Source organism: Deinococcota bacterium (genome assembly GCA_030858465.1).
Classification (GTDB): domain Bacteria; phylum Deinococcota; class Deinococci; order Deinococcales; family Trueperaceae; genus JALZLY01.
The window spans coordinates 1-6,806 of record JALZLY010000053.1; the positions used below are offsets into that span (position 1 = coordinate 1).

The 6,806-nt window shown below is 66.3% G+C and carries 4 protein-coding genes; all 4 read left to right on the forward strand.

What is annotated here, in order from left to right; translation table 11 throughout:
• Positions 1 to 193, forward strand: a 193-nt coding sequence (locus M3498_02695; protein MDQ3458205.1) for a carbohydrate ABC transporter permease, incomplete at its 5' end; no start/stop codon positions are given.
• Between the two features lie 107 nt (positions 194 to 300).
• Positions 301 to 1,911 (forward strand): extracellular solute-binding protein, encoded by a 1,611-nt coding sequence (locus M3498_02700; GenBank protein MDQ3458206.1) that lies wholly within the window; start codon positions 301 to 303, stop codon positions 1,909 to 1,911.
• 200 nt (positions 1,912 to 2,111) lie between these two features.
• Positions 2,112 to 4,874, forward strand: coding sequence for a hypothetical protein (locus M3498_02705; protein ID MDQ3458207.1), 2,763 nt, complete (start codon positions 2,112 to 2,114; stop codon positions 4,872 to 4,874).
• A partial coding sequence (locus M3498_02710; GenBank protein ID MDQ3458208.1) for a hypothetical protein occupies positions 4,871 to 6,806 on the forward strand: 1,936 nt, incomplete at its 3' end. The genes M3498_02705 and M3498_02710, both read left to right, overlap by 4 nt.

The following is a 6,806-nucleotide window of genomic DNA, read 5'->3' on the forward strand; positions in this document are numbered from 1 at the left end:
CGTCCAGCAGCAGATGAGCGCCAGCATGATGATGGACGGCGCGGCCATGGAGGCGCTGGCCGAGCAGGCCAGAATCGCCGACATCGTCAAGTACGCGGTGATGATCGTCGCCTCGCTGCCGCTGCTCATTCTCTATCCGTTTTTGCAACGCTACTTTGTGAAGGGAGTCATGATTGGGTCCGTCAAAGGATAGTCGCGCCGCGCGACCATCCATAAAAGCGAAGCATTCAAGCCACGTTCGTCAGCTGAGCTGATAAAGACAAAGCTGATAAAGACAAAAAAGACAAAAAGGAGCAAGACATGAAGAAACTAAGAATCCTTATGACGACCGCCCTCTTGCTGGTGACCGCGTCAGTCCTGACCCCGGTCGGCGCTCAGCAGGTCGGCGCCCAGGAGGTCAACGAGACCGGCTTTCCCATCGTCGATGAGCCGATCACCCTCACCCTGATGGGGTCCAGAGCGGCCATCCAGGGAGAGTGGCAGGACCTGAGGCTCTTTACCACCTTGGCCGAACAGACCAATATCAACCTGCAGATGATGGTGATCCCCGACGACGGCTATATCGAGCGCAAGAACCTGACCTTCGCCAGCGGCCAGCTTCCTGATTTCTTCTTTGGGGGTCGCCTGACCGCGTCGGACGAGGTCACCTACGGCGCGCAAGGGGTGCTCATTCCCTTAGAGGAGCTGATCGCCGCTTACGCGCCCAACCTGCAACAGGTCCTGGACGAGAACCCGGACATCCGCAGTTCGATCACCGCGCCGGACGGCCACATCTACGCCCTTCCCAAGGTCACCGCGGGCTTTGGCGTCTACCCCAAGCTGTGGATCAACCAGCCCTGGCTCGACGCGCTCTCGCTCGAGATGCCCACCACCACCGAGGAATTCTACGAGGTGCTGGTGGCTTTTAGAGACGGCGACCCTAACGGCAGCGGTCAAGCCGACGAGATCTCGCTGACCGCCAGCAACCTGGCGCAGTGGCCGCTCGGCGACATCCGCCCTGGGATGCTGGCCGCCTTTGGCTTTTCGGTCTTTTACGGCCAGCAACTTTTCGACGTGAGCGGGGACGAGGCGCGTTTTATTCCCACCGAAGAGGGCTTCCGCGCCTACCTCGAGTACATGAACCGCCTCTACAGCGAGGGCCTCTTGGATCCCGACACCTTCACCCAAACCCCCCAGCAGATCGCCGCCAAGGGCCAGGAGGACCGCGTCGGCGTCTTTACCGCCGCCGGCCCCTTCCTGGTCGTCGGCGTTGAGCGCAACACCGACTTTCCCCAAGTGATGCCGCTCGTTTCCGAGGTGAACAGCGAGCGCATCTGGCCGCGCGACTCAAACATCATCCGCGGCACCTTCGCCATCACCCGCACCAACCCGAACCCCGAAGCCACCATGCGCTGGGTGGACTACTTCTACTCGCCCGAGGGCGCCCTCCTGCAAGTGTTCGGCGTCGAGGGCCAGGACTACAGCCGCACCCCCGAGGGCGGCCTCGAGCGCATCATCCCCGAGGGCATGAACCCCGAGGAGTACCGTGGGGGCCAAGTGACGCCCGACGCGGGCACGCACCTGCCCCAGTACCGCCCCTATGTCGAGCAGGTGACCCAGATAGGCATTCAGGAAACCAACCCGCAAAACTACTACATCGGCCAGCAGACCGCCGAGCAGCTCGAGCCCTACGCGGTGCCGACCTTCCCGCTGCTCTACTTCACCGAAGAGGAACAGTCCGAGCTGAACTTCCTGCTCACCGACATCGAAAGTTTCGTCGAGCAGGCCGAAGCGCGGTTCATCTCCGGGCAGCAGCCTTTGAGCGAGTGGGACGCCTACGTGAGCACCCTCAACCGCATCGGCGCCGAGCGCGTGCAGGAGATCTACCAGACGGCCTATGACCGCTGGCGGATGGCGGGCGAAGGAAACTAGCGTTTCTCGGGGACGGCCTGGCCCGTCCCCAGCCATTTACCGTATTTTGGGCGCATTTTCGCCACATTTTCACCGCCGTATTCAGAAAGGCGTATCCAGAAAGGAGGTGCCGGAGCCCAGCCCTGTCCTCTGCTCCCCAGAGACAAGCGAAACCCCAACACCCCTCGTCATTGTATAGGAATCGTATAGGAGTTCTAACTGTGAACGCTTCCCGGCAAAATAACAGGCAAAACAACAAGCAAAGAAGACACCTCCGCCTCGCGCTCGGCCTCGCCGCGCTCGTACTCTTCGCGGTAGGCTGCACCCAAGCCGGTCCCAACGGCAACCCTCCCCTCGCGCCCGCCTTGACCACGGTGCTCGAGCCCGTTACGGTAGGCAACGTCTTTTTCGAGGACGAGCGCGTGCGCGTGCGCGTAAACGCCTCCGGTAGCGCCGCCGTCTGGACGCTGCGCGACATCCGCGGCGTGGTCGTCGCCCAGGGAAGGGCAGCCATGAGGGGCGGCAGAAACGCTGGCTCGACGACGCTCGAGCTGCGGCTCCCCAAGGGCGAGCGCGGCTTTTACCGGCTCTACGTCGAGGTCATGCGCGGCAATGCGGTCGTCGAGACCGCCGAGACGACCCTGGCGGTCCTGTCTCGCCATGACTTCAGCGGCGTCGCTGCGGACCATTCCATCTTCGCCGCCCAGACACACTTCGGGCAGTTCCCGGAGATTCGCCCCGAATACGACCCCGAAACGCAAAGCTACGTCACGCCGGGCGTGCCCAAGCACGGGCCGGAGATGGTCCCGCTGCTCGAGATGGCCGGGGTCAGGATGGTGCGCGACGAGCTGCCCTGGTCGGCGGTGGAGCCCCCGGCCGGCGAGACGCGGGGCGCTTACGCCTTTCCCGAGAGCTATGACCAGTACATGAACGCGCTTGACGCGAGCGGCGTAAGCTCGCTGACCATCCTCAACTACGGCAACCGCCTCTACGACTTCGACGAGGAGGGCATCGGCTCGATTCCCTTCACCGACGATGGGCGCGCGGGCTACGCCGCCTACGCGCTCGCCCTCAAGGAGCGCTACCCGCACATCGCCGAGTTCGAGGTCTGGAACGAGATCAACGCCGCCCTGCCCAACTGGAACCGCGGCCCCTGCCGCAACAGCCCGCCGCTCAACGACTACGCCATCACCTGCCACTATGAACTCATCAAGAACACCTACGAGACCGTCAAGGCCGCGCACCCCGACATGCTCGTGACCGGACCCGCCGGGGTGACCTTGCCCTACGGCTACTTGGACGCCATCTTCGAAAAGGGCGCTCTCGACTTCTTGGACGCCGTGACCGTCCACCCCTACGCGACCAACGCAGCCGCACCCGAGTTCGCCTACGGCAACCCCGCCGCCGGCTTTATCGGCACCAGTTTGGAAGACCGCGCCCGGCAGCTCCGCAACCTGATGGCGCAGTACGGCGGCGGCGACAAGCGCATCTACTTCAGCGAGCTCGGCTGGCCGACCGGCTCGGCGAACAACACGGTGTCGGAGCTGAGTCAGGCCAAATACCTGACGCGCGCTTACGTCCTGTCGCTCGCCGCGAACGTGGACAAGATGTTCTGGTACGACTTCGTCAACGACGGTATCGAAGACGACAGGCGCGAACAGAACTTCGGCCTCGTTCGCGCCAAGAACGATCCCCTGGGCGCCTATACCCCCAAGCCCGCCTACGTCGCCTACGCTGCGGCGGCGCGGCAGCTCACCGGTGCCCGCTTCGTCGGCAAGGACGGCGCGCCCGCAGGGGTCATGAGCTACGTCTTCGAGCGCGGCGGCCAGGACCTGCGCGTCATGTGGCTGCCCGAAGACACCAACGTCAACACCGCCTCTAAAACGATCAGCCTCGAGGCGACGAGCGCGCTCACCGTCACCGATATGGTCGGTAAAACCAAGACCTATACGCCCGTAGACGGACAAGTGTTCCTGACCCTTTCGGGCGACCCCCTTTACGTCGAGGGCAGCGTCACCAATGTCGCCGAGGGCGCGGCCATCCGCTTAGAGCCCGGCGACGCCGACGCGCCGCTGGTGCTGGTGGTGGACAACACGGGCGGCAGCGAACCGCTCCACGCCATCTTCAGGCTCGAGGGTGAAAACCGCAGCTACCCGGTCCTGGCGCCTGCGGGCGAGGTTGTCCGACAGCCCGTCACCCTTTCCGGCGCGACCGGCCTCAGAACCGTCTACGCCGACGTGACGGTGCGGGGTGGCCTGGCCGCCAGCCTCTATCTGAGGGTCTACGTCGTGAATCCCGAAGACCTGCCTTTCCCGGCGAATGCCTTGTACGGCGACACCTTCCCCTCGCCCGGCACGCGCGGCGAGACCCTGCAGGGCGACCCGCCCGAACTCGACAGCAGCGGCTTGAACGCGGTCTACGCAGGGGCCGCGCCGGCGCAATTCGTGGTCGACAGCACGGCGACCGCCAACGCGGTCAACGACGGCGCTACGGGGGTTCTGCGCGTCGCGCCGCCCGCCAACGCCGATGTGACCCTCGTCCTGCCGGCGCCCGAGCGGCGCTTTGCCGCCGAAGTGGACCTGGTGCCGTTTAGCGGCACGGGCAGCGACGCCCGCAACGTCGGGCTCTACCTCACCAGCACGCCCGAGAACAATTTCTTCGGCGCGGGCGTGTCGGTGCGCTTTGGTATCGGCATGACGGGCAATACGGTCTTGCGCGCGCAACAGCGCGGCGGCGCCAACCACACCGTGCCGGTGAGCGACTTGGCGGGCTATAGCGGCGACAACTGGAACACGCTGCGGCTCGAGGTCGACCTTGACGCGAGCACCGTGGAGGTCTTCTTCAACGGCACCCTGGCGGGCGAGTACGCCTTCGTCAACCTTGGCAACGTCACCCATGTGGGGCTCGAGGCGCATCCCGGCAACGCGACGGCGACCGCCTACTTGGACACCTTCAGCGTGAGCCCGCTGGAGAGCGGCGAGTGAGGCGCGTTCTAAGCCTCCTCGCCCTCCTTCTCGCCTTCGCCTGGGCCCAGTCTCCCACCCAGTCTCCTACCGGGCTCGGGCTCGTCCCCCTCACGGTCGGCAACGTCTTTCTGGAGGGCGAGGACGTTCGTATCGGCCTCGAGCCCGCAGCCGATAGCGTCGCCTGGACGCTCCACGACCTCTGGGGCGAGGCGGTCGCCAGCGGCGAGGGTGCCGGCGACGAACTCGCGCTCGAGCTGCCCGAGGGCGCGCGCGGCTACTTTCGCCTCACAGCGACCACGGCGGATGAAGGCGCGCGCGCCGAGACGACGCTGGCCGTTCTCGCCGAGCGCGACTTCGCGGGCGCCGAGTCACCCTTCGCGGTGCAGACGCACTTCGCGCACTTTTTGGAGGGCCAGGCGCCGCAGTGGGACGAGGCGGCGGGCGAGTACGCCAGCCCCGGCGTCTCCAACTACCCACTCGAGCTGGTCGCGCTCCTGACGTGGGCGGGCGTTACTACGGTGCGCGACGAGCTGCCCTGGAACCGCATCGAGCCCGCGCCCGGCGTCTACGCCTTCGCGGGCATGTATGAGGATTACATGCGCGCGCTCGAGGAGGCCGGCCTCACCACCCTCACCATCCTCAACTACGGCAACCGCCTTTACGACGTGGACAACGAGGGCATCGGCGCGATTCCCTTCACCGACGAGGGCCGCGCCGCCTACGCCGCCTACGGCGCGGCACTCGTGCGCCAGTACCCCGAGGTCATCCGCGCCGTCGAGGTCTGGAACGAGCCCAACGCCGGGGGCGCGCCCTGGAACCGCGGCCCCTGCCGCAACACCCCGCCGCAGCCCAACCCCGACAACGTCCGCTGTTACGCCGAGCTCGTCCAGGCCGTCCACGAGGCCATCAAGGCGGAGCATCCCGAGGTGCGGGTCGTCGGCCCGGCGACCTCCGGCCTGCCGTTTGGCTGGCTCGAGCTCCTCTTCGAGGAGGGCGCGCTCGAGGTCTTGGACGCCGTGAGCGTCCATCCCTACCGCCCCGCCGACCCGCCCGAGGGCTTGGGCGGGCAGTTGGACCAGCTTGCCGACCTCATCGGCGAGTACGGGGCCGCGGGCAGCTATATCAGCGAGCTCGGCTGGGCCACCACCCCGGGAGAGGACGGCACGCCCGAGCGCAGCCAGGCGCAGTACCTGGTGCGCGCCTACACGCAGACGCTCGCCGCCGGCGTAGAACGCTTTTTCTGGTACGACTTCATGAACGACGGGGCCGACCCCACGCGCGTCGAGCAGAACTGGGGCCTGGTGCGCCACACCGACGACCCGCTGGGCGCGCACACCCCCAAGCCCTCCTACGTCGCCTTCGCGGTGATGGCGCGCGAGCTGACGGGCGCGAGCTTTATGGAGCGAGACGACGCGCCCGAGGGCGTCTTCAGCTACGCCTTTGGCGCAGACGAGGGCGACGTCCGGGTGATGTGGGCCAGCTTGCCCGCCACGGTCCTGCTGCAGGCGGACACTCCTCTTACCGTCACGGACATGACCGGGCTGGGAGCGGAATACGCACCCCTGGGAGGCAGTGTCACACTGACGCTCGGGGAAGACCCTGTCTATGTGCGGGGTTCAAGCAGCGGCCTCTCACAAGCGCCCGCCATGAGCCTGGAGGTGGACGACGGTGAGCTCGGCGAGGAGGTCGCCGCCCGCTTCAGCGTGGACAACAGTGCTTCAGAGGACGCCCTCGAGCTCGAGATCCTCGTCGGCGCGGAGAGCTATCCTCTAAGCGTCGCAGCCGGTGGGCGCGAGGTGCTCGAGCTCATACTTCCCGGACGCCAATTGGCCGGACTCAACACGGTGGTGGCGGAGGTCGCAGCGAGCGGGGTGCGGGTGGCGCGCCTCAGCGGCGACTTCACGGCGCGCGACCCGCTCGAGCTTGCTTCGGTGCGGGGCAGCATCGTCG

What these genes read in the sequence shown, in the direction of transcription:
- M3498_02700 (MDQ3458206.1), top strand. Translation starts at nt 301, where the DNA reads ATGAAGAAACTAAGAATCCTTATGACGACCGCCCTCTTGCTGGTGACC.